The sequence below is a fragment of the Neobacillus niacini genome (assembly GCF_036961885.1).
GTDB classification, from domain to species: Bacteria; Bacillota; Bacilli; order Bacillales; family Cytobacillaceae; genus Neobacillus; species Neobacillus niacini_H.
This window is the reverse complement of sequence record NZ_JBALNQ010000003.1, coordinates 70,447-92,248: the sequence shown is the minus strand read 5'-3', so window position 1 is coordinate 92,248 and position 21,802 is coordinate 70,447. Positions and strand designations below refer to the sequence as shown.

Genomic DNA, 21,802 nt, shown 5'->3' with positions numbered 1-21,802 from the left:
AAGGAGCATTGTCATGTACGACTTTCATACTCATTTTATTCCACCTGAGGTAATCACCTGGCTTAAAGACCATCAAGATACCGTCAATGCGAAATGGATCAAAAAAGAAGAAAATAAGGATGATTTTTTAGTTGTTAATGAAAAATGGGGTTTTGAGTTAAAGAAGGCCTTTACGGATGGTACCCTATATTTAAACGAGCAAGAAAATGCTGGTGTTTCCCATTCACTGCTATCACCGATTCCACAACTTTTTATGTATGATTTTCCTGAAGAAATTACAACAGATATTTCAACTGTTTACAATCGTTCATTGGCATTTTGGACAAAATCAACAGCTCAGAAACTTTCAGCATTAGGCACTGTCCCTCTTACAAACCCTGAAAAAGCAGCACAAGTCCTACGTGAAGCTATGAACCTTGGATTAAAAGGAGTTATTATTGGTCCAGGCTTACCAGGGCATATGTTATCCGACGAATTTTTTACGCCATTTTTTGAAGAAGCAAATAAACAAAAAGCGATAGTATTTATTCATCCATTATTGAGTGAGGACCCTCGTTTAAAAAGAAGAATGATGCCTAATTTAATTGGTGTACCTTGGGAAACAACGGTATGTGCCACCGATCTTTTATTAAGTGGACACGTAGATAAATATCCGAATGTTAAGATTCTATTTGCTCATGGCGGCGGCTTCCTTCCTTATCAGATTGGCAGACTCAACAAAGGGTATGAACAATGGCAGATTGTTTCATCTAAACTGCAGGCGAAACCCTCAGAATATTTGAGTCGCTTTTGGTATGATTCGGTTCTATGGAGTCAAGAAAGCTTGGATTTCTTGATTAAGTCAGTTGGTGAGGATCGAGTAGTCCCAGGATCCGATTATCCTTTTGACCTTTGTGTTTGGCCTCCGTTGGGTAATAATCAAAAGGGTGCTCATTCATTACTAGACTGAACGAGGCATAACTCCATAAAAAAACAACAAGGTGGCGGCGCCACCTTGTTGTTTTTTACGCTATCGACGATTCTTTTTTTAGCATTTTTACGATTTCTAATGATTTAATATGGTATCCCTCAACCTCGAGAACCTTAAACTCATAGTCACCATAATGAAGCTTATCCCCTTCGACTACTTCCATTTTTTCAGAAAGGATCCATCCACCTATTGTATCCATTTCTTCCTCATGAATGTCTAATCCAAATAAGTCATTTACTTCATCGATACGAACCTTACCGTCAACAACAGTTTTGTTTTCACTGATTTTGTTGATTTCTGGAACTTCGTCCTCATCAAATTCATCACGAATCTCACCGACGATTTCTTCTAAAATATCTTCAACCGTCACTAGTCCTGCCGTACCGCCATATTCATCCATTAATATGGCCATATGCACACGTTCTTTTTGCATTTTTACTAATAAATCATGGATGGCTATGGATTCAATGACCTGTATTACAGGTCGTGTATATTCATCAATTGGTGTATCAAGGTCTTTACCACTAATATAATCCGTCAATACTTCCTTCATATTCAACATACCGACGATGTTATCTTTTTCACCATCAATGACTGGATATCTTGTATAGTTTTCTACTTTCACAATTTCCAAACATTCTGCTAATGTTTGTGATTTGTCAAAAGCAACGATTTCTGTACGAGGTACCATAATTTCTTTTGCAATACGATCATCAAATTCAAAAATATTGTTTACATACTTGTATTCAGATTGATTGATTTCACCGCTCTTGTAACTTTCCGAGATAATTAATTGAAGTTCCTCTTCAGAGTGAGCTTCTTCATGCTCGGAAGCAGGTTTTAAGCCAAACGCTCCAACGATAACACGTGCTGAACCATTCAACACTTTAATAAATGGATACATAATTTTATAAAAAATTATCATCGGTTTAGCAAAAATTAAAGTAACAGCCTCTGCTTTATGAATGGCAATTGTTTTAGGCGCAAGCTCACCGACTACTACGTGGATAAAGGTTACGGAAGCAAAAGCAATCACAAATGATAATATACCTGATGCCGAATCAGGAATATTGAATCGTGTAAACAATGGATGAAGTATATGTTCAACTGTTGGTTCACCCAACCAACCTAATCCTAATGCAGTTACTGTAATACCTAATTGACACGCTGATAAATATTCATCTAGATTTGATACAATTTTCTTAGCCGCAATTGCTTTTTTATTGCCTTCTGCTACTAGCTGATCAATTCTTGTACTTCGGATTTTTACAATGGCAAATTCGAAAGATACGAAGAATGCCGTAAAAGCAATTAAAATTGCAATCACAATCAAGTTAATTATGGTCAATATTCTCCTTACACAAAGAATGAGTAAGGAATACACCTCCTGGTTTTTGTAAAGTTAACTTAGTAATAATAATAAGGTTTGGGCTAATGGCACACCTTGAGCTGAAAGTTTATTAACAACCATTTCTTTTTGATTTTGATTTAATTTTTGAAGAATTGGTTCGATCGTTTCAATTTCTTCTTTTAGATGATGCATTAGTATCCCAATTTGGTCAAAGTGCTTTTCAACTTTCTGTTTGTCCATGCAGTTCTCAGTCTTAATTAGCTCAATGGAAGATTTAATCTCCTCTAGCGGCATATTAAGATTTTTATAGTGTTCAATTAAGTGAATAATTTGAATGCAGTCTTCTCCATACAATCGATAATTAGAGTCCGTCCGAACAGGGTTAAGTAAGCCTATTTGGGTGTAATAATCGATTGTTCTTTTAGAGAGATTCATTAACTTAGCTAACTCGCCAATACGATACAACTTCCCAACGCACTCACTCCTCCCTATGATTCTATAAATATACCATAACCTAAAGTGTACAGTCAACGTACCAGTTCTGAATGTACCACATTACAAAAAACCGTTCCTGTAAAAGAACGGTTTCTCGATTATTACTTTTGATTAAAAATATCAGTCAATACTGGAACGATTTGTTTCTTACGTGAAACAACGCCTTTTAATACAGCTGTGTTATTGGTTAAAGTGACATTGTAGGCTTTTTCAACTGCATTTGTTTTACTTCCTAGTGCTAAACCGACTGAATCATTTGTTAAAATATCGGTAACCACGAATAAGAATAAATCAAGATTCTTTTCTTCAATATTCTTTGAGATAGCCGCTTCTAATTCCTCTTGGCGGGCAAGAACTTCAGCTGTATCAACCGCATTGACTTGCGCAATTTCTACCTTACTTGAGCCCATTTCGAATTCTTTTGCATCAAGTGTAATTAATTGTTCAATCGTTTTGTCACTTAAATCTGCGCCAGCCTTTAGCATTTCTAAACCATAGCTATCTGCATTGACACCAGCAATTTCAGCTAGTTCTTTTGCAGCTGCAACGTCTTCTGCTGTGCATGTTGGCGATTTAAATAGCAATGAATCAGAGATAATCGCAGAAAGCATAAGTCCAGCGATTTCTTTTTTGATTTGCTTACCATTTTCTTTATACATTTTATTTAAGATGGTTGCTGTACAGCCCACTGGTTCACAACGGTAATACAATGGGTCGCTTGTTTCAAAGTTTGCAATACGGTGATGATCGATTACTTCTAAAACACGAACTTCACTAATATCATTGGCACTTTGCTGACGCTCATTGTGATCAACCAGAATAACAGAAGTTACTTCAGCAGCAACATTTTCAACTAAACGTGGGAATTCCGCGTTAAAATATGTAAGAGCATATTCCGTTTCACCATTCACACTGCCAAGGCGAACGGGTTCAACATCCATTCCAAGTTGTTTTTTCAAATCTGCATAGGCAATTGCAGAACAAATCGTATCTGTGTCAGGGTTTTTATGACCGAAAATAAGTACTTTTTCCATTGTTTTAACTCCTAATCATATTAAATTATCTAGGACAAATTTTTGACCCTATTGTAAATTATATATGATTTCCATTATTGATTCAAAAAAAATGTAAGTATTGATTAATTGCCTTAATAAATACCTACATTGCGTGTGCACCGCCATCAACGACAATAATGTCCCCTGTAATATAATCAGATGCAGGTGCAGCTAGAAATAGTGCCACTCCTTTTAAGTCATTCTCAGATCCATGCTTCCCTAATGGGGTACCTTCTAAGATTGCTTGGCCACCTTGCTCTAACAATCCTTTTGACATTTTTGTAGGGAAAAACCCTGGTGCGATGGCATTTACATTGATTCCATGCTGACCCCATTTAACGGCTAAATCCTTTGTAAAAGTAATTACTGCCCCCTTAGAAGTATTGTAGCCAATACTATTCATGTATTTAGGATTACTACCTTGAAGTCCAGCAACAGAGGCAATGTTTATGATTTTTCCAGCTTGCTGTTCAATCATGACTCTGCCCACAGTTTGTGACATAAGGAACGTTCCTGTCACATTCACGTCGATCACTTTTTTCCAAGCCTCAAGTGGCATGTCTTCTGTCAAAGCTCCCCAAGTAGCTCCGCTATTATTAACGAGGATATCAATTCGCCCAAACCTTTCTATCGTTTGGTCGACAACATTCTTTACATCCTCAGGATTGGTAACATCACACTTTATAGCGAAGCTTTCTACTCCAATATTCTTTAACCCTTCACTAACCTCTTGACATGCTTCGAGCTTTCTTGAACACACCACTACATTAGCACCCGCCTCAGCGAATCCCACTGCAATTTGTTGACCCAGTCCCCGTCCACCCCCTGTTACGATTGCAACTTTACCTGTTAAATCAAATAAATCCTTAATATGCATTGACGTAACCTCCCGAATTCTCTGTTTAATTATTTTACATACCAACTGGTTAGTATATTTTCCGCATTGGTAAAGACTCATCTCCAGACCTCCTGGAGTTACTCAAATGCTTTTTCTGAATGCACTTCGGTCACTCCAGACCTCCTGCATTTACCCAAATGCCTTTTCTGCATGCTCTTCGGTCACTCCAGACCTCCTGCATTTACCCAAATGCCTTTTCTGCATGCTCTTCGGTCACTATAAACCCTCTATAGTTACCAAAATCACTTTTCATTTCATCCTTCGGTCACTATAAACCCTCTATAGTTACCCAATCCATTTTCATCTCTATCCTTCGGTCACTATAAACCGCTTATAATTACCCAATCCATTTTTATTTCACCTTTCGGTCACTATAAACCTCATAAGGTTACCTAAACTATTAAAATATAAACCCATCTTATGAGGTCCTCTTTCAGCAGGGTTAATTTTGTCTAGTATATATGAAACACAACTTCACCTTTCAATACTTCATTCCCATTTTGGTTAACAGCTTGAACCTGGAAGCGGTGCTTTTCCTCTTTTACTTCCTTTAAGGTAGCCTTTAAGGTAATAACATCATTTAAAAAGACCATGCCCTTAAAACGGATCGAGTAATCCTGAACAAAGCCATCTTCAAAATACGGTGTAAAAAGCTTTGCCAGATTGCCCATCGTCCACATTCCATGAGCAATAATCCCTGGTAAGCCAGCTTTCTTTGCTTCCTCATCGATCGTATGAATGGGATTAAAATCGCCTGAAGCACCGGCATATTTAATTAAATCTATTCTCGAAACTGGCTCTAGTTGAATCTCTTCAACCGATTCACCAACATGTAGCTGCACAAGATTTCTCATTTTACTAGCACCTTCCTCACTGCTTCAGAAATAACAATGGTTGAGGTGGAACTAAAAATCAAATTTCCAACCAAATCTTCTCCAAAACTTTCCACAATAAGAAAACCCATTTCACCAAAATTACCTTTTTTCTCAAAGTATTTCTTCACTTCGGAGTAACAAAGAATTTCTTCGCCCACCACTAACGGCCGCTCATAATGAAAAGTCTGCCCCCCGTGGATTAATCCTTTAGTTGGCAGATTTAATCCCACTATTTCCCCATAATCAAATGCTCTCGGAAATGTAGGCGGGGCAATATTGTTTCGATATCTAGAATTCAGCCCTGTTTCTTCATCATAATAAATGGGATGAAGATCACCAATTGCTTCTGCAAATTTCTTGACAGCCCCCCGTTCGACTGCATTCTTCACTTTCGTAGAACGTTTTCCAATTTGATCGCTGAACACTATCGATTCGCCTCACTTTATAAATATTACCTTCATTTTATTCTGAACTTTCAGACAAAACAACTTTTTTTTGCAAAAATGCTACTTTTGGAATATTGATTCCACAGGCCAAGATTTCCAGCTTTCTGATATTCCCTATTTCGATATTTTTTAGTACTATAGACTTTGCAACTATACTTTTGGTGAAAATCCAGGAAACTTCTCATCTCGAGAGAACAGGAGAAGCAAATGATGAAAATGAAATTGGTATTCCTGTATTTAATTAGCAGTTTGATATGGCTTTACGTAAGTAATTATATTCTAGTACATTTCATCCCTTCTTCCCTTGAACATTATGTTGAACGGGGGAAAGAGATTTTCTATATTCTTGTTACGGGTGGAATTTTTTATTTTTTCATCCTCAAAAAAGAAGAACTAGATACCACAAAAGAAGAAGAGAAGCGTTTATCAACCCTAATAAATTCGATGGTAGATTTTGTAAACTTTAAAGATGGAGATGGCCGATGGATACAATCCAATAATTTTGGGCTGAAGTTATTTCAGCTTGAGGATGTGGATTACCGTGGAAAAAAAGACTCTGAATTAGCACAATACTCGGAGTTCTATGCGGAAGCACTAAATTATTGTGAAATATCTGATCAAGAAACATGGGAAAAAGGCACGTTCACACGGTTTGAAGAGGTTGTTCCACTTCCAGATGGCACATCAAAAATTTTCGATACCATAAAAGTCCCGCTATTTCATGAGGATGGAAGTCGAGAAGGATTGGTCATTATTGGACGGGATGTTACTACTTTAAGACAAACAGAAGAACGTCTTAACAGAACCGAAAAACTCTCTGTTGTCGGCGAGTTATCTGCCAGTATTGCCCATGAAATTAGGAATCCATTAACCTCATTAAAAGGTTTTGTACAATTATTACAAATGGAAGATAATAAACACCCGGATTATTACCAGATCATGTTAGATGAATTGGATCGAATTAACCATATCGTTGGTGAACTCTTGTTATTAGCGAAACCACAGCATTTGAAGTATACAAAATCAGTGATTCAAAAGTTATTAAAAGACGTCATTTCATTATTAGCAGCCGAGGCAGCTCTTTACAATGTTCAAATTGAGTCTAATTTTCCAAAAGAGGATATCATCCTTGAATGTGAGCCAAACCAGTTAAAACAGCTGTTTATAAATTTAATAAAAAATTCAATTGAAGCTTCGAAAAAAGACAGTAAAATTTGGATTAGTCTTGAATTAACCGAAAAGGAAACAATCATACTAACGGTGAAAGATAAAGGCAGCGGGATATCTACTGAGCGTTTACAAAAAATAGGAGAACCTTTCTATTCCTCAAAGGAAAAAGGTACAGGCTTGGGCTTAACCGTCAGTTATAAAATTGTCCAATCCCATAAGGGAAACATCGTTTTTGATAGTGAACTAGGCATCGGTACCACGGTCAACATAACCTTACCATTGGTACAAGATTCGTCTTTGGTAAAAAATCATTTGAAAGAAAAAGCATAAAAAAATCCTTTTCCACCTGGATAGGATTTTTTTATGCTTACCCTAATGCGATCTTACTTTTCGGTTAAACTTTTGCCATTTTTCTTTTACATGTAATCGAGTTAAAAAGTCAATTCCCAATGTGTTTCTATTATTCCATCGTCTCTGTTTTCTTTCTTTACGTCCATATACATACCGATTCCAAAGAAAGTAGACGGACTCCTCTAGGATAATAAAAAGGAAGAATATCAGTAGTCCCATCCAAATCCAATCCCACATCTTAAGAACCCCTTTCTAAGTGGATTACTATATGTTTGTTAATTTAATTATACCTTCTATACAATCGACAATTCAGAAGTTTCAATCTCCTTTTTTTTACAATTATCTACAAAAAAAGAAACGCTCGAACCCTAAATTGGTCAGTCAAGCGTTTTTTGTCTATATTAGTTTGGTTCTTTATATGACTTTGCTCGGTTACTATCACTCATGCCTTTTGTTGTTGGGTCTTGTACAAGCCCCATCATCGAAAGTAAAATGAACAAAGCATTAACAAACGTTAAAATGGATTGCTGAATCGCATCAGATAGTTGAAAATCGGTAATCCCTAATGCATTTAATCCCCCCAAGAGCATTTGAGCAACTATCATTAGTTGTGCAATAAATGCCATAACCCAGCTCTTGTTTTTAAAGCGGACCTTCCAGTTAATCATTCTCTCATCCCTTTCATATGTTTTATAGGTTCTTTCTTTTAACATATGCTTGGACTTAGAATGGTTGTCCGCTAATATCCACAAACCTAAAATTAAAATTCGCTTCTTATTTCTTTCATCTTATAGTCTTTTCACCACAAAAGGCTATGATTGGTGTTTTTATGATATTAAATTTATAATAAGGAAAGCAAAAATCCTTTTGTAGGAAAGGAGCACAAATGGAGAGATTACGCCCCTTTTGGGAAATGATTGTCCGATTCTGGAAAAAGAAGCATTTAACACAGCTTTTATTATTAGTCATTCTGATTGCGGTCCTGGTAACAATCGTTTATTTTGGCTGGCTTGCCATGAGGGCAAATGTCCAGACATTAAAGGAAGGGCTTAGCCAACCGACCGTCATATATGATCATGCTGAAAAGGTCGCCACAAATGTTGCGACCAATCGAACTGCGGGTATTAAGATTGAGGAACTCCCAAAATATGTTCCTGCTGCTGTTGTTGCCATTGAAGATGAACGTTTTTATGAGCATCATGGTTTTGATATTAAGGGGATCACGAGGGCGCTTTTCAACAATTTATTTGCGGGGGAAATTACGGGTGGCGGCAGTACGCTTACCCAGCAGCTAGCAAAAAACGCCTTACTATCTCCTGAACAAACCTATAAGCGAAAAGCAGAAGAGTTATTTTTAGCGGTCAAAATTGAAAAGGTTTATAAAAAAGATGAAATTCTGCAAATGTACTTAAATCAAGTTTATTTTGGCTCGGGGGCTTGGGGGATCAGTAATGCCTCAAAGAGATATTTTAATAAACCAATCAATGAAGTTACCGTCAGTGAGGCAGCCTTGCTTGCTGGTTTACTGCAATCTCCAAGTTACCTTGACCCAACAAAGAACTATGACGTAGCAATGAAGCGAAGAAATGTCGTCCTCGGGAAGATGAACGAGCTAGGTATGATCAACAAAGAGCAGTTCGATGAGGCAAAAAATGAGCAAATTAAGATTAAAAGTGGCAGCGGGAGTTTAGTTGAACGGAAATATCCTTATTATGTGGATGCTGTATTAAATGAAGCGATTTCCAAATACGGCTTAACGCAGGAAGAGATTTTAACAAGGGGATATCGCATCTATACTGAATTAGACCAAAACCTTCAAACAGGACTTGAAAAGGTCAACAACAATAAATCACTTTTCCCGAAAGGAAAAGGAGATCAAATGGTTCAAAGTGGGTCGGTTCTTATGGACCCAGCAACGGGGGGAGTATTAGCACTTGTAGGTGGACGGGGTGAGCATGTGTTTAGAGGATTTAACCGTGCTACCCAATTAAGAGCCCAACCAGGTTCCACTATTAAGCCGCTTGCAGTCTATACTCCAGCCCTTGAAGAAGGTTATACATTTAATTCAGAGCTCGTTGACGAGTCTACTTCTTTTGGCAACTACAAGCCAGAAAATTTTTCAAAAACCTATCAAGGCAGGGTTCAGCTGTATAAAGCATTGGAGGAATCATTAAATATCCCAGCGGTTTGGCTCTTAAATGAGATTGGACTCCAGAAAGGAATTGAGTCGCTAAAATCCTTTGGATTACCGATTGAAAAAGAAGATAACAACCTAGCTATAGCTTTAGGAGGTATGAGCAAGGGGATATCTCCACAGCAATTAGCCAATGCATTTTCCGTTTTTCCGAATGGTGGAAAGCGTCAAGACAGCCATCTAATCACAAAAATTGTTGGCCCAACTGGAAATATTATTGCGGAACATGATCCGACAACGACAAAGGTGACTTCTAAGAAAATTGCTGATGATATGACATCCATGCTTCTTAATGTAATAGAATCTGGTACAGGTAAAAATGCTCTTATTCCTGATGTGCAAATTGCCGGGAAAACAGGCTCAACCCAGCTCCCCTTTACTGATATTAGTGGGACTAAGGATCAATGGATGGTCGGCTATACACCTAATTTGGTAGCTGCAATTTGGATTGGTTATGATCAAACGGACCGTGAGCATTATCTTCCAAACAGCAGTTCTGGAAATGTAGTGCCACTTTTCAAAGAAATCATGAAAGAATCCTTACCACATAGACAAAAGGAACAGTTTGATGTCCTTTCAGTTAATGATCAATTAGCTGGGAAAGTACAGTCAAGAGAAGAAATTAAAAAACAGGCTGAGAAAATCAGTAAGGAATTAAACGAAAACGCTCAAAAACTAGGTGAAAAGCTTCAGGAGCAAGCCCCAGTTTGGAAGAAAGGCTTAGAGGATGCTTTTTATTCCATTGGCAAAGGCATTGATTCACTTATCCAGAAATTTCAAAGCTTAAAGGAATAGCACGCCAGCTGGCGTGCTCTATTTTTTCAGGAATTTACTTTTAATGAATGGAAATAGTCTGCTGCCAATTGTATTATTTCATCTTCTAGATGTCGATTAAAAGCAATTATAAAGCAGGTAGAAGGACCTGATGATTTTAGTACATCAAGATTTGTCTCAAGCATTTCTTTAGTAAATTCAATAGCAGGAAACATCATATTCAATTCCATTAGGATACCTTTAGATCCAACTGGCCAAATGATGACATCCTTCAGGTTTGATATCTCCTTAAAAATGGATAATGGAACAACTTTATGTGGAAATTCAACCACCTCGTTCCCTACCAGTGGACTGCCAATGATGGCAAATTTAAAGTGGTTAGAAAAATGTGGTTCCGTCATTTCAGCTGCAGGCTGTTTACCGAGAACTACTAGACCAATTGCAGATTGTTGCAAATGAAAATTACTCTCCGTGCTCCCGGTTATCGAAACATCTTGCAAGTCTAATTCTACAAAGCCTTTTTCAATCCCCTTTACAAGGTTCCCCCAAGAGTCATTTCCACAAAAATTATGAAGGACCACAGAAAACGGCTTTCCGCCTGCCGCGATACATTCCATAACAGCTACCCGAAACGAATAATAGGCAACCGTTTCGTAGGAAACCTGTACATGATCGTGTTCTTTCATACCAATCGCACCACTATTATCACTCGCAATAATAAGCGACTCTTCACCATTTAGTGGAATGGTAATAACATCCCTCATAGCTTTACATCTCTTTTGATACGTTCTTGATTGACTAGAAAACTAAGACGAGGAATCGCCACTAGTGCTATTCCTGTATTGATAATGGAACCAATGATCAGCGAAGGAACAATGCCTAGGTAAAAGGCTGGATTCATTAAAAAAATAAATGGTAATGGTGCTATAAAAGAATTGGCAAGGATAAACAAGATACTTGCTGATGTTTTTTTCCCCTTTTTATAAACAAGTGCAAACATCCATACAAGGACAGCCATTTCGATTGCAATTAAAACGTGCATCGGGCCTAAAGGGAACCCCGCAATTAGGGCAGATAACAAATGTCCTAAAACTCCGACAATGGCACCTGCGCCACCGCCTAACAAAGCAGCAGCAATTAAGGCTGGGAATACATCAAAAGCTACACTGCCAACAATGGCAGGAATCTTAATGGTGGCGCCCACAGCGGATAATGCTGAGAACAACGCGAGTAAACTTAGCATCCTACTTTTCATCTTTACGTTTACCATCCCTAAATACCTTTGCACTTCTGATATATTCTACGTCTTTCACATTCAATCGATAATTTACCACCCTGGCCAGTGCAAAGAAATAGTCTGAAAGGCGATTTAAGTATTTTAGTGCTAATTCAGGTGTTTTTTGGTCTGCCTTTAATAAGGTTACAACTAATCTCTCTGCTCTTCTAGTCACTGTTCTTGCAATATGAATGGATGCTGAAGGCTTTGAGCCACCGGGAAGAATAAATCTTTCCAGCTCCGGAGCTTCTTGAATATATTCGTCGATTTTCTTTTCTATATACTCAATCGATTCTTTTTGAAGCTTAAACTCAATCTTATCAGAAACATTGGCAAGATCCCCGCCACAATCGAATAATTCATGCTGAATTTTCTCTAAATCTGCTAGGACATCCTGAAAGATTTCAGCATTAAGCTCCGTCATTACCTGCCCGACAAAGCAATTAACTTCATCCACTGTCCCGTATGCTTCCACACGGATATCGTCCTTGTCGACTCTTCCTCCAATAATGCTTGTTTTTCCTTTGTCACCTGTTCTAGTATAAAGTTTCATCGATTCCATTCCCCCGTTTGTTTAATCGTTTGATTACAACCATACCAAATAATATCTATTTTATTAGCCTGTGCCGCGAGATCTTGATACGCCCATCCTGTTACATCCCGCCATAACCTATTTTCTCCTTCCACTGGGACAATTCCTTTAGTAATATCTGTACCTATCACCACTAGTGTGCGTTGATTATTTTCTTGTTCCCACGTAAGCCAATAGTGAATAGTTTGTTTCCAAATTTCGCGACATCTAAAAGAGTCATTAGTTTTCGTTAATTCCTTTATCCAAAGTTCAACCCCTTCTAAAACGAGCAAATCACTGTCTACTTGGATTAGGTCTGATGGTAATGCTGTTTCCTGATAGGCCGAAATCCATGAGTCTGTTAATCCGTATGTTTTTTTTACCCATTCTCTTTTGCCATTAAAGGCACCTCCAGTAATGAAATGCACCTCTCTCCCCTCCTTAATGCTTCGCGATCAAACGTAAGCTCATATCCTTTATTATGTGGTGTTTGCCAACTCCAGAAATCTCTTTGTTCTGGTGCAAAATGACTTAATAAATACCTCATGACTCCGCCATGTGTGACAATCCCACCGCTTTTATAGTTATTGGAAATTATGTGGTGGGAAATGAACTTCCACCCTGTTTCTACTCTTTTTGCAAAGGTTTGAAAAGTTTCTCCCTCCGGCGGACAACTTAAAAATGGGTCAGACAGCCAGTTCTGATAAAGCTTGTCTTCTTTTAAGTCATCATAGGTTTTTCCTTCCCATTCGCCGAAATTCATTTCTCGCAATTCTTTAAAAATAGTTACACCCTTATTTGGAAAAAGGTGCTTTACTGTCGTTATACATCTGTGCAAATCACTGGAAAAATAATGATCATAACGGTTCTTTGTTCTAATCCTCATCGACTCAGGACATAAGGGAGAATCATTCCAGCCTAAATAGGCCCTACGTTTATTTTCCTCTGTTAACCCATGACGAAATAATGCAATAACCACAATGTCATCCATAAAACCAATTCAGTCCCTTCTACAGCAGCACCTAATACATCGCCCGTAATTCCACCGAACCATTTTACAGCCTTCCGACAACAAAAAACGAAAAAAATAAAAGCAGTAACTATTAAAATGGCAATTGGCAATAAACTATTAAGGTAAATGGCGAGAGCAAGAACCCCTAGAATATACACGGGATAGATCCATAATGCCTTTAACGTGGCAGCATTTTGGAATAAAGCACCAAGCCCATCCTTTTTCGCAGACTTCACCGTTAACAGCAGAACACCCATTAAACTTTTACTCAAAAAGGGAATGGAAGCTATCAGAATGTAGGATAAAAAATGAACATATTCTGTAATCTCATAGATAAAAAGAAAACGACAGCTTAACAAAACAAGCACAGAGATAACCCCAAAAGCTCCTGTTCGAGGGTCTTTCATAATCTCAAGCCTTTTTTCTCGATCCTTGTATGAAAAGAAACCATCACTTGCATCCATCCAGCCATCCAAGTGAATTCCTCCGGTTAATAGAATCGTGGTCAACCAAAGCAGAAAAGCTACAGCCAGATTGGAAAAAGGCGTAAATTCCAGGAGGACAAACACGAGTAAAGCATAGATAACTCCTTGAACCAAACCGAGTAAAGGGAAGGCTTGGACTGCTTTTTTTAAATGTGGTTTATCCATTGGTAATTCAAATGGAACTGGTATGGCGGTAAAGAATTGTATATCTATTAACAAACCCTTAAGTAGTTTTTTCATATTGAACCCCACTGATGGATTTTGTCCTTTAACAGATCAAAGTCTAGATGTTTTTTCATATTAGCGGCAATGGCATCATACCTTTTATCTTTAAAATCACTTATAGAGATGACTTCTTTATTCGGCAGTCCTTTACTTTTCCGAATCATGTTTAACCATTGATTTCTCCATTCATCATTATGGAAAAGATGATGAAGATAGGTCCCAATAATTTGACCATTCTTACCAAAATATCCTTCTTTGGTTCCATTCTCAAGCCTTAGAAATGAACATCCCTCCTGATGTAATACCGTCTTTCCTAAATGAATTTCATAGCCCTCGACCCTATGATTCACTTGAAAACCGGTATCTTCATGATACTCTCCAGTCACCCTTTTCGTTTCCTTTTCTTGATGAAAGACGGTGCTCCCTGGAATATATCCCAATCCTATTTCTTTCCTATTTTGAATTCCTGTATCTGAACCTGCTTCATCGATAATTTCTTCGCACAAAATTTGATATCCGCCACAAATGCCGATCACATATCCGCCACTCTCAATATGGCTGCTGATTAAGTGATCGAGCCCAATATCTCTTAAGGTATTCAAATCATGGAGCGTACTTTTTGTTCCAGGAATAATAACGGCGTCTGGGTTTCCTAATTCTGATGAATGCTTGACCCATCTTATCGATACATCTTCTTCATACAAAAACGGTTCAAAATCCGTATAGTTTGAAATAAAAGGAAGATGAAGAACTGCAATATCCAAATTGCCCTTTTTCTTGTTTGAAAATTGATCGTTTAATGATAACGAATCCTCTGCATCTATCATGTGATTCTCTACATATGGGAGCACACCTAAAACTGGAATACCCGTTTTCTTCTCAAGCCATTGAATACCATCTTCAAATAAGCTAATATCGCCACGGAATTTATTAATAATAACTCCTACAACTCTTTGTCTTTCCTGAGGATCTAATAACTCAAGCGTACCAACAATACTTGCAAAGACGCCCCCTCTATCAATATCCGCGACAAGAACAACAGGTAAATTTGCAAGTTCGGCAACCTTCATGTTGACAAGCTCCCGATCCTTTAAATTAATTTCAACAGGACTTCCTGCCCCTTCGATTACCACCAGCTCGTATTGCTTCTTTAACTGTTCCAAAGACTCTCTAATCACATCAAGTCCCTTTTCATAAAACGTTTCCCGGTACCTTCTTCCTGAAAGAGTTTTTAATGCTCTTCCTAAAAACACAATTTCAGCATCTTGATCCGATCGGGGCTTTAATAAAATCGGATTCATCCAAACATCGGCCTCAATCTTGGCCGCTTCCGCTTGAATCCCTTGTGCTCTCCCAATTTCTTTTCCATCCTTTGTAACATAAGAGTTGTTGGACATATTTTGAGATTTAAAGGGTACAACCCTTACGCCCTCATTGGCGAACATCCGGCAAAGGGCTGTCACAATAAGGCTCTTGCCAACATCGGAAGCGGTTCCTTGGATCATAACTCCTTTCATGACCTAGCCCCTTTCATTAGGATTGGTACTCCCATTTCTACTAAATATGCTTGATCTGCAGTCTTGACCAACTGCTGATGAATTTGTCCGAGTAATTTCCTATATGTAAAAACCAATTCATTATCTATCAAAGGTTCATGAAATACTTCATTGCTAACAACGATTAAGACCTTCCCTTGATTCTGTATTTCTATTATTCCATTCACGATTTTATCCTTCACTGCGTTTAAAAAGGGCTCATCCCATTGATGATTAACAGAAAACAATTCATTGTTTAAGAGAGTGGTAACACAATCGAGTAAAATAATATCCTCACTGCCAAACATATTGGTAATTCCGACAATATGTAACGACCTCTCGATTGTTCTCCAACTGGACTCACCTGCTGCTCGATCCTGCTGATGTTTGGCGATTCGTTCTCTCATTTCTTGGTCAAAAGCAACACCAGTTGCAAGGTAATTCAACTGTCCACCCGTATTCATCGCAAGGTCAACGGCCATTTTTTCAGCAAAACTGCTTTTCCCACTCCTAACCCCGCCTGTAATAAAGATTAATGAAGGTACCGCCATTCCTTTAACACCTCCATAAGCATACGATTTTCTTCCTTGCTCTTTATCGCAAAGCGAAGCCAGTTTCCATCTAACCCAGGAAAATTAAACGTATGGCGGGGAATGATTCCTTTTTGTAAAAGAAAGTCAAAAAAGTCTATCTGCCCCTTAAGATTGGGATCTCGTAATAAATAAAAATTGACTTTGGTAGAAGTAACCACAAAATGATACTGCTTAAAAAACGACAGTAGCCGCTCTCGTTCTTTTCTAATATAACTTTGAGTCGCTTTAATAAATTCGTTATCTTGAATACAAAGTTCACCAGCCAATAAGGCAATCGTATTAATACTCCAATGCGGCTGTAATGCACTAAGTTCGGTAATAATCGTTGCTGCTGCAGCCATATAACCTAGCCTTAGACCTGGAATTGCAAACATTTTTGTCAAAGAACGAATAATGATTAATTTGGAGAAACTGTTTATGTAAGGGATAAAAGAGTCATAGTCTACTAAAAAATCATAGAATGCTTCATCCAAGATCACATAGCAATTTTGTTTTTCACATTCCTCCAAAATAGAAATGATCGTCGATTTTGGATATTGAATACCTGTTGGATTATTCGGATTACACAAAAATAATGCATCGGCACTCGATATGTTTGACCGTAAATCATCCATATTTAGAGCAAAATTTGGCCCCGTTAATTGATGGTACTGAATCTCGCACTGATTAGCTCGACATGCTGTTTCATATTCAGAAAATGCTGGCTCGATTACGACGACCTTTTTACCGGAAAGAAATCGTGCCACAAGTGTAATCAACTCTGCGCCACCATTTCCAATTAAAATGGAATCGACAGAAATTTGTTCCTGTACTGCAATCCTATCCTTTAGCGATACAGCTAACGGATCTGGATAAACCATAATTTCACGATAAAAATCGTTCCACTTATCTTTTAAGGCAGACGGTGGACCAATTGGATTGATATTTGCACTAAAATCAATAAAATGCTTAGGGAGTGAACGTCCCATTGCCTTAAAAAGATGCTGAGGATTGGAGCCATGTGAAGGCAAATTCAAGTGTCATCCCACCTATCCATAAAAATAGTATAAATAAAAAAACGGTTTTATCTAAAATGCGATTAGCGAAAATAATATGCTCTGCTCGGATTGGATTTATTGCTTCTCCCATCCTGGCACGGTTCGAAACCATTCCTTTGTAATAGTTGATACCGCCAAGCTGAATCCCTAATAGGGCTGCAACAGCCGCTTCCCCCCAGCCGCTGTTCGGGCTGGGATGTTTTTTGGCGTCGCGGAACAGAATCGTCCATACTCTTCGATACTCCATTCCCAAAGGCTTAATTCCTAGCAGCATTATAATCCCCGTTACACGGCTTGGAATCCAATTCATAAAATCGTCCCATTTAGCAGATGCCCAGCCAAATTCTTTATATTTTTCATTTAGATAACCTACCATCGAATCACAGGTATTGGTTGCCCTATAAACCATTGCCAACGGTGCCCCACCTATTAGTGCCCAAAATAATGGTGCCGTCACCCCATCACTTGTATTTTCAGCAACCGTCTCAATTGCTCCTCGAGCAATTTCGCTTTCATCTAGGGTTTCAGTGTCTCGGCCAACGATATAGGATAGTTTTGTTCTTGCTACGGGTAAGTCCCCTCTACTTAAAGGTTCATACACCTCTAGAGCCGCTTCTTTTAAACTTTTTTGAGCGATCGTGGTTGCAATCACAATGCTTTCCACTGCAATCCCCACGAATGGATGAATTAGATAACTGATAACAACAAGGATCAATACGGTAGAAAATACAATTAATAAAACAAAAAGGAGCATGGCAACCCCTTTTAACCTTTTATTCTTTCCATGGTTTAACCGTTTTTCAAAAAATGAAATCATCGTTCCTATCCATCTTACAGGATGTGGCCAATTGGGTGGATCTCCTACAAATATGTCTATAAAATAGGCAAAGGTTATGGCTATTAAATGATAGACAATCATACACGTTTCCTTTTTTGCGATTTTTGAATGGCGTCTAAAGTGCACTCATATACGGCTTTTCCAATCAGTTTTCCTAATGGCGTAATCGTTCCAGCATATTCCAACTTTTTTCCAGCCTGAGTGGCTGCTATTAAAATACTATCGGTTGAAGTACCTGTAGCAATGGTGCCTGTCACCCGGTCCATGACTATTAAATCGTGAAGCGCCTTTGTTTTTGCTTCTGTTGCAGTCATAATACTCTGAATAAAGGCTTCTTCCGTTAATTCTCCGTTAATGAAGATCCATGTATTAATGGTGCCTGGCACCGTCATGTAGGAATGATGTTCACTTTTAGAGACGTCGATGGCATTTCCTACCCCTGCGGTGATGACTACGAATATCGAAAAACTGTCTTGTTCAAAAAATTTGTAGGATACGTCCTCTAGAATTACTGCTGTCATCATCCCAACGGTTTCTGACGGTTCAAAACCCTTTGATTTTAGAAAAGTGACCATTTCCAGCCGATGATCACTACAGTTGTAGTCCTTACTAACGTGTCGATTAACAAATGCATGATGCCAGCCTGTTCCCGAACCAATCACGCCTGATGACATTGTCCGTAACGGAACAGGTGCTTTTAGCTGGATGAAGTCATTGGTTCTCTGCAGCATCCCTTCATTTATTTGAATGGTTTTCGATTCCGTCTTGTATGTTGGTAATAACACTAATTGTGGTGCAGCTACTCTAGGATGTGGCAGCTTCTTAATTTCTGTATGATAAACATCACGTATTCTTTCTTCCCTAAGAACCTCATTCGGGATACCATTGATATGGATGTTGCCGTTTTCGAGCAATAGTATTCGATCACAATATAAGCCTGCAAGATTTAAATCGTGAAAGATAGATAGGACCGTCAAACCAGATTCTGTGGTCCAATATTTTAGTAAATCAAGCAATTCCTTTTGATAGGATAAATCCAAATGATTTGTTGGTTCATCTAGCAATAAAATTTTAGGTTCCTGTGCAAGTGCCTGAGCAAGAAAAACCCGTTGTTTTTCTCCCCCAGATAACTGCTGAATATTTTTATTTTGAAAGGCTGATATCCCTGTCTGCTTCATAACACGCTGAACGATTTCCTCATCTATATCTCCCCATGTTTGGAACCAGCCCTTTTGGTGGGCATATCGACCAAGAGAAACCGTTTCTTTAACTGTATAAGAGAAAGATTGTGAAGAATGCTGAGATAGAACCGCAACGATTTGTGCCAGCTGTTTTGTTGTATATTCCTGAAGCTTTTTTTCTCTAATATAAATGTCACCCTTAGTAGTTGGTAAGATACCGCTGATCATTTTTAACAGAGTTGTCTTCCCGCTTCCATTCGGACCGACTATTCCGAACAACTCCCCTGTTTGAACTTCAAAGGAGATATCCTTCAATACAGATTCATTTGAATATCCTCCTGAAACATGTTGAACGTTAAGCATTCTTTATTCACTTCTTTCCTTCCTTCTTCTTTTGTAAAAGGATTAATGCAAATACTGGGGCACCAATTAATGCTGTGATGACTCCAATTGGTAACTCGGTAGGAGATATGACCGTTCTTGAAATTAGATCAGCTAATATTAAAAATCCACTACCAGTAATTATTGACAAAGGGAGTAAATGCCTATGGTCAGGCCCCCATAATAACCTTGATAAATGCGGTATCACCAGTCCCACAAAACCTATGGTTCCTGAAACCGCAACAGCAGCTCCTGTTAAAATGGATCCTGCGGTCAAGATTAACAGTTTTCTTTTTTGAACATTAACACCCAAATGCTGTGCACGTTCTTCTCCAAAGGACATGGCATTTAATTCCTTTACATTAAAAATAAGTATTGCTGAGCCAATTATAAAAAATGGCAAAATAATCTTTATGTATTCCCAGCCCCTCATTGAGACACTTCCCAAAAGCCAGCCAATAATTTGTCTTAACTCATCACCTGTTAAGGCGATCATCAGTGATATGATCGCACCAAGAAAAGAACTAAAAATAATGCCCGTTAAAATAATGGTTTCAACCTTCATGGAACGTTCAATTTTTCGAGCAAAAGTAAGTACTAAGAAAATGGTCAGAAACGAAAATAGAATACTTAATAATGGCAGTGTAAATGAACCCACAAATGGAATCGAAATTTGAAAAAACAATGTTAACACAGCCCCGACTGACGCTCCTGAAGATACTCCTAACGTGTAAGGATCTGCTAATGGGTTTCTTAGTAGACCTTGAAAGGCTGCTCCCGCAATCGCTAGAGATGCCCCTACTAGTCCAGCAAGAATGACCCGTGGTAATCGGATATTCCAGACGATACTTGAGAACATTGGATCGATTTGATCAAATGAAATAAATCCAACTAGTTTTGCGGTAATAATTTGAAGGATAGAAAAGATAGGAACCGAAACGGTTCCTATCGATATTCCTAATAAAATTGAAAGAAAGAGGAAGGTTCCTGCTGCCAAATAGGCAATGAACTTATTATTTAAAAACTTCCGGATAGACAGCTTTTGCAAGTTCCTCTACTCCTTCTACAATCCTTGGACCTGAGCGGGTTACACGATCAGAATCTACATCGATGACTTGCTTGTTTTTAATCGCATTGACATTTTCCCAGCCTACTCTGCTTAAGACTTTCTCCACAGCTTTATTATCATAATATCCGTAAGTAGTAATGATTACATCTGGATTTCGGGTAATCATTGCTTCTTCATCTATTTTAATCCAACCTTCTTGGTCGTTAGCAATATTTTCGGCGTTTATAATACTAATCATGTCATCCATGAAGGTATTTTTCCCTGTTGTAAAAATATCCGGTGCACCTGAAACCTCAACAAGCACCTTTTTCTTATCCGTTATTTTCGCCGCTTTGTCTTTTATTTCAGCTAATTTCGCCTGCATATCTTTAGTTAGATTGTCAGCTTCTTTAGTTGCACCAGTAGCTTTCCCTATCATCGCAATCGAATCATAGACTTGGTCGAAAGTTTGTGCATCATTTACAACTAAGACAGTTATTCCAGAATCTCTTAGCTGTTGAAGTCCTTCGCCTAAGTCCGTTGAAGCGTGTGCTAATACTAAATTGGGCTGTAAGGAAATAACTTTCTCGATATTCACACTAAGGTCGCCAATTTTCTCTTTTGTAGAAACTTCTTCTGGGTAATTATCAAAATTGGAGACTCCAACAATTTCTTCTCCAAGTCCTAAGGCAAAAGCAATCTCTGTATTACTTGGGATTAAAGATACAATTTTTTCTGGCTTTTCTTTAATCGTTATTTCATTGTCTAATGCGTCTTTGATTGTAACCGGAAAAGCAGTTTCTTCTGTTTTACTACTGTTCCCATTGTTTTGTTCCTTGACCTGTTCTTTTTGTTCCCCACAAGCTGTCAATACTCCTATTGTTAACAATAGTAGAAATAAAAGTGTAGATAATTTTTTCATTTTGTTTCCCCCTATGTAGTAATAGCATCATATAAATTATGCACCAAAATAAAAAACATCCCTACGGCAACGTAGAGATGTTGGTTTGATTAGATTCCAATACAAAAAGTAAAGTAAAA

The 21,802-nt window shown here is 38.1% G+C and carries 24 protein-coding genes; 3 read left to right on the top strand and 21 right to left on the bottom strand.

Annotated elements, in window-relative coordinates:
• The first annotated feature begins 13 nt into the window (after nt 1-13).
• Nucleotides 14-949, top strand: a complete 936-nt coding sequence (locus V7124_RS02490; RefSeq protein ID WP_335485532.1) for an amidohydrolase family protein — start codon at nt 14-16, stop codon at nt 947-949.
• Between the two features lie 55 nt (nt 950-1,004).
• Here V7124_RS02490 and V7124_RS02485 read toward each other — a convergent pair whose 3' ends face one another.
• The 6 genes from V7124_RS02485 to V7124_RS02460 form a co-directional block, all read right to left on the bottom strand.
• The gene (locus V7124_RS02485; protein ID WP_335409461.1) at nt 1,005-2,318 is read right to left on the bottom strand and encodes a hemolysin family protein; all 1,314 of its coding nucleotides are present in this window, start codon (nt 2,316-2,318) and stop codon (nt 1,005-1,007) included.
• A gap of 54 nt (nt 2,319-2,372) precedes the next feature.
• Nucleotides 2,373-2,786: a MerR family transcriptional regulator gene (locus tag V7124_RS02480; protein WP_335409458.1), complete on the bottom strand. Its 414-nt coding sequence runs from the start codon at nt 2,784-2,786 to the stop codon at nt 2,373-2,375.
• 131 nt (nt 2,787-2,917) lie between these two features.
• Nucleotides 2,918-3,850 carry a manganese-dependent inorganic pyrophosphatase gene (locus V7124_RS02475; protein ID WP_335485529.1) on the bottom strand — a complete coding sequence of 311 codons (933 nt, stop codon included), beginning with the start codon at nt 3,848-3,850 and terminating at the stop codon, nt 2,918-2,920.
• Between the two features lie 124 nt (nt 3,851-3,974).
• Nucleotides 3,975-4,748 (bottom strand): SDR family oxidoreductase, encoded by a 774-nt coding sequence (locus tag V7124_RS02470; RefSeq protein ID WP_335485744.1) that lies wholly within the window; start codon nt 4,746-4,748, stop codon nt 3,975-3,977.
• 473 nt (nt 4,749-5,221) lie between these two features.
• Nucleotides 5,222-5,623, bottom strand: coding sequence for a MaoC/PaaZ C-terminal domain-containing protein (locus tag V7124_RS02465; RefSeq protein WP_335485526.1), 402 nt, complete (start codon nt 5,621-5,623; stop codon nt 5,222-5,224).
• Nucleotides 5,620-6,069, bottom strand: coding sequence for a MaoC family dehydratase N-terminal domain-containing protein (locus V7124_RS02460; protein WP_335409451.1), 450 nt, complete (start codon nt 6,067-6,069; stop codon nt 5,620-5,622). Before V7124_RS02460 ends, V7124_RS02465 begins: the two co-directional genes overlap by 4 nt.
• A 231-nt stretch (nt 6,070-6,300) precedes the next feature.
• Between V7124_RS02460 and V7124_RS02455 the strand changes: the two genes are divergently transcribed.
• A complete protein-coding gene (locus V7124_RS02455) occupies nt 6,301-7,590 on the top strand; it encodes an ATP-binding protein (protein WP_335409450.1) in 1,290 nt (429 codons plus the stop codon).
• A gap of 42 nt (nt 7,591-7,632) precedes the next feature.
• Here V7124_RS02455 and V7124_RS02450 read toward each other — a convergent pair whose 3' ends face one another.
• Together V7124_RS02450 and V7124_RS02445 are read right to left on the bottom strand one after the other, a co-directional pair.
• Nucleotides 7,633-7,848 carry a hypothetical protein gene (locus V7124_RS02450; protein WP_335485524.1) on the bottom strand — a complete coding sequence of 72 codons (216 nt, stop codon included), beginning with the start codon at nt 7,846-7,848 and terminating at the stop codon, nt 7,633-7,635.
• A 164-nt stretch (nt 7,849-8,012) separates the two neighbouring features.
• The gene (locus V7124_RS02445) at nt 8,013-8,324 is read right to left on the bottom strand and encodes a phage holin (protein ID WP_335485522.1); all 312 of its coding nucleotides are present in this window, start codon (nt 8,322-8,324) and stop codon (nt 8,013-8,015) included.
• A 173-nt stretch (nt 8,325-8,497) separates the two neighbouring features.
• Between V7124_RS02445 and V7124_RS02440 the strand changes: the two genes are divergently transcribed.
• Nucleotides 8,498-10,600, top strand: a complete 2,103-nt coding sequence (locus V7124_RS02440) for a transglycosylase domain-containing protein (RefSeq protein ID WP_335409443.1) — start codon at nt 8,498-8,500, stop codon at nt 10,598-10,600.
• A gap of 26 nt (nt 10,601-10,626) precedes the next feature.
• Here V7124_RS02440 and V7124_RS02435 read toward each other — a convergent pair whose 3' ends face one another.
• The 13 genes from V7124_RS02435 to V7124_RS02375 are packed head-to-tail and all read right to left on the bottom strand — an operon-like array spanning nt 10,627 to nt 21,683.
• Nucleotides 10,627-11,343 (bottom strand): ATP-binding protein, encoded by a 717-nt coding sequence (locus V7124_RS02435; RefSeq protein WP_335409441.1) that lies wholly within the window; start codon nt 11,341-11,343, stop codon nt 10,627-10,629.
• Nucleotides 11,340-11,849, bottom strand: a complete 510-nt coding sequence (locus V7124_RS02430) for an ECF transporter S component (RefSeq protein WP_335485519.1) — start codon at nt 11,847-11,849, stop codon at nt 11,340-11,342. Before V7124_RS02430 ends, V7124_RS02435 begins: the two co-directional genes overlap by 4 nt.
• Nucleotides 11,824-12,408, bottom strand: coding sequence for a cob(I)yrinic acid a,c-diamide adenosyltransferase (locus V7124_RS02425; RefSeq protein ID WP_335409439.1), 585 nt, complete (start codon nt 12,406-12,408; stop codon nt 11,824-11,826). Before V7124_RS02425 ends, V7124_RS02430 begins: the two co-directional genes overlap by 26 nt.
• Entirely contained in the window at nt 12,405-12,854 is a 450-nt protein-coding gene (locus tag V7124_RS02420; protein WP_335485516.1) for a bifunctional adenosylcobinamide kinase/adenosylcobinamide-phosphate guanylyltransferase, read from the bottom strand. Before V7124_RS02420 ends, V7124_RS02425 begins: the two co-directional genes overlap by 4 nt.
• Nucleotides 12,806-13,417 carry a histidine phosphatase family protein gene (locus V7124_RS02415; RefSeq protein WP_335485514.1) on the bottom strand — a complete coding sequence of 204 codons (612 nt, stop codon included), beginning with the start codon at nt 13,415-13,417 and terminating at the stop codon, nt 12,806-12,808. Before V7124_RS02415 ends, V7124_RS02420 begins: the two co-directional genes overlap by 49 nt.
• Nucleotides 13,375-14,163: an adenosylcobinamide-GDP ribazoletransferase gene (gene cobS / locus V7124_RS02410; protein ID WP_335409434.1), complete on the bottom strand. Its 789-nt coding sequence runs from the start codon at nt 14,161-14,163 to the stop codon at nt 13,375-13,377. Before cobS ends, V7124_RS02415 begins: the two co-directional genes overlap by 43 nt.
• Nucleotides 14,160-15,665, bottom strand: coding sequence for a cobyric acid synthase (locus V7124_RS02405; RefSeq protein WP_335485511.1), 1,506 nt, complete (start codon nt 15,663-15,665; stop codon nt 14,160-14,162). The genes cobS and V7124_RS02405 overlap by 4 nt, the downstream gene beginning before the upstream one ends.
• Complete coding sequence (locus tag V7124_RS02400; protein ID WP_335485508.1) at nt 15,662-16,234, bottom strand: bifunctional adenosylcobinamide kinase/adenosylcobinamide-phosphate guanylyltransferase; 573 nt, start codon at nt 16,232-16,234, stop codon at nt 15,662-15,664. Before V7124_RS02400 ends, V7124_RS02405 begins: the two co-directional genes overlap by 4 nt.
• On the bottom strand, nt 16,216-17,292 hold the full coding sequence (gene cobD / locus V7124_RS02395; protein ID WP_335485505.1) for a threonine-phosphate decarboxylase CobD: 1,077 nt from the start codon (nt 17,290-17,292) through the stop codon (nt 16,216-16,218). The genes V7124_RS02400 and cobD overlap by 19 nt, the downstream gene beginning before the upstream one ends.
• Nucleotides 17,249-18,232, bottom strand: a complete 984-nt coding sequence (gene cbiB / locus V7124_RS02390; RefSeq protein ID WP_335485502.1) for an adenosylcobinamide-phosphate synthase CbiB — start codon at nt 18,230-18,232, stop codon at nt 17,249-17,251. The genes cobD and cbiB overlap by 44 nt, the downstream gene beginning before the upstream one ends.
• Nucleotides 18,229-19,695: a heme ABC transporter ATP-binding protein gene (locus V7124_RS02385; protein WP_335485500.1), complete on the bottom strand. Its 1,467-nt coding sequence runs from the start codon at nt 19,693-19,695 to the stop codon at nt 18,229-18,231. The genes cbiB and V7124_RS02385 overlap by 4 nt, the downstream gene beginning before the upstream one ends.
• Nucleotides 19,696-19,702: 7 nt before the next feature.
• Complete coding sequence (locus tag V7124_RS02380) at nt 19,703-20,761, bottom strand: FecCD family ABC transporter permease (protein WP_335485497.1); 1,059 nt, start codon at nt 20,759-20,761, stop codon at nt 19,703-19,705.
• The gene (locus tag V7124_RS02375) at nt 20,727-21,683 is read right to left on the bottom strand and encodes an ABC transporter substrate-binding protein (RefSeq protein WP_335485494.1); all 957 of its coding nucleotides are present in this window, start codon (nt 21,681-21,683) and stop codon (nt 20,727-20,729) included. The genes V7124_RS02380 and V7124_RS02375 overlap by 35 nt, the downstream gene beginning before the upstream one ends.
• Between the last annotated feature and the right edge of the window lie 119 nt (nt 21,684-21,802).

Bases quoted from the DNA above. Each gene is read 5' to 3' on its own strand.
- V7124_RS02375 (WP_335485494.1), bottom strand. From the start codon at position 21,683: ATGAAAAAATTATCTACACTTTTATTTCTACTATTGTTAACAATAGGA.
- V7124_RS02385 (WP_335485500.1), bottom strand. From the start codon at position 19,695: ATGCTTAACGTTCAACATGTTTCAGGAGGATATTCAAATGAATCTGTA.
- V7124_RS02450 (WP_335485524.1), bottom strand. From the start codon at position 7,848: ATGTGGGATTGGATTTGGATGGGACTACTGATATTCTTCCTTTTTATT.
- V7124_RS02445 (WP_335485522.1), bottom strand. From the start codon at position 8,324: ATGTTAAAAGAAAGAACCTATAAAACATATGAAAGGGATGAGAGAATG.
- V7124_RS02435 (WP_335409441.1), bottom strand. From the start codon at position 11,343: ATGAGGGATGTTATTACCATTCCACTAAATGGTGAAGAGTCGCTTATT.
- V7124_RS02475 (WP_335485529.1), bottom strand. From the start codon at position 3,850: ATGGAAAAAGTACTTATTTTCGGTCATAAAAACCCTGACACAGATACG.
- V7124_RS02415 (WP_335485514.1), bottom strand. From the start codon at position 13,417: ATGGATGACATTGTGGTTATTGCATTATTTCGTCATGGGTTAACAGAG.
- V7124_RS02455 (WP_335409450.1), top strand. From the start codon at position 6,301: ATGAAAATGAAATTGGTATTCCTGTATTTAATTAGCAGTTTGATATGG.
- V7124_RS02405 (WP_335485511.1), bottom strand. From the start codon at position 15,665: ATGAAAGGAGTTATGATCCAAGGAACCGCTTCCGATGTTGGCAAGAGC.
- V7124_RS02470 (WP_335485744.1), bottom strand. From the start codon at position 4,748: ATGCATATTAAGGATTTATTTGATTTAACAGGTAAAGTTGCAATCGTA.
- V7124_RS02440 (WP_335409443.1), top strand. From the start codon at position 8,498: ATGGAGAGATTACGCCCCTTTTGGGAAATGATTGTCCGATTCTGGAAA.
- cbiB (WP_335485502.1), bottom strand. From the start codon at position 18,232: ATGATTGTCTATCATTTAATAGCCATAACCTTTGCCTATTTTATAGAC.
- cobS (WP_335409434.1), bottom strand. From the start codon at position 14,163: ATGAAAAAACTACTTAAGGGTTTGTTAATAGATATACAATTCTTTACC.
- V7124_RS02430 (WP_335485519.1), bottom strand. From the start codon at position 11,849: ATGGTAAACGTAAAGATGAAAAGTAGGATGCTAAGTTTACTCGCGTTG.
- V7124_RS02400 (WP_335485508.1), bottom strand. From the start codon at position 16,234: ATGGCGGTACCTTCATTAATCTTTATTACAGGCGGGGTTAGGAGTGGG.
- V7124_RS02490 (WP_335485532.1), top strand. From the start codon at position 14: ATGTACGACTTTCATACTCATTTTATTCCACCTGAGGTAATCACCTGG.
- V7124_RS02425 (WP_335409439.1), bottom strand. From the start codon at position 12,408: ATGAAACTTTATACTAGAACAGGTGACAAAGGAAAAACAAGCATTATT.
- V7124_RS02465 (WP_335485526.1), bottom strand. From the start codon at position 5,623: ATGAGAAATCTTGTGCAGCTACATGTTGGTGAATCGGTTGAAGAGATT.